A 567-nucleotide genomic window follows, 5' to 3' on the forward strand; every position below is an offset into this window, starting at 1 on the left:
CAGCGTCGTGTTCACCACAGCGGCTCAGCTGGTGCACCAGTTGATGGAAGCGCGTGACGAGAAGCGCCTGCTCCGGCTGCAGCGGGAGCTGCAGGCGGCGAAGCTGCTGATCATTGACGAACTCGGCTACGTGCCGCTGTCGCCGACCGGGGCGGAGTTGCTGTTCGAGGTGTTCAGCCAGCGCTACGAACACGGCTCCACCATCGTCACCTCGAACCTGCCATTCGAGGAATGGACCGCGGTGCTCGGCTCGGAGCGCCTCACCGGCGCCCTGCTCGATCGGCTCACCCATCATGTCCATATCCTGACCATGAACGGCGTGAGCTACCGCCTGACGCAGTCCACCGCTCGGCGACGCCAGTCGAAAAAGGCAGCACCAGGTGACGCCGCTGCCGGCGAGCAAATAGACCAAAACACCGGCGAGATCCTGTCCGGCTGACCATCAGAGGAACCAGCCGCAGACCTGGCCGGCCCCCGATCGGGGGCCGGCCAGGTCTGATGCCGCCATGTCGCCAGTGGCCTTGTTTTCCGCCGCCGCGCTGGCCTGGTTTTGCTCCGCCGTTGACA

At 65.6% G+C, this 567-nt stretch carries 1 protein-coding gene; it reads left to right on the forward strand.

Translation table 11 applies throughout. From position 1 onward, the window contains the following. On the forward strand, nt 1-439 hold a 439-nt coding region (locus tag HW578_RS27480; protein ID WP_198373844.1), incomplete at its 5' end, for an ATP-binding protein. Nucleotides 440-567: the final 128 nt, after the last annotated feature.

The sequence above is a fragment of the Roseomonas rosulenta genome (assembly GCF_016106005.1).
Taxonomy (GTDB): domain Bacteria; phylum Pseudomonadota; class Alphaproteobacteria; order Acetobacterales; family Acetobacteraceae; genus Neoroseomonas; species Neoroseomonas rosulenta.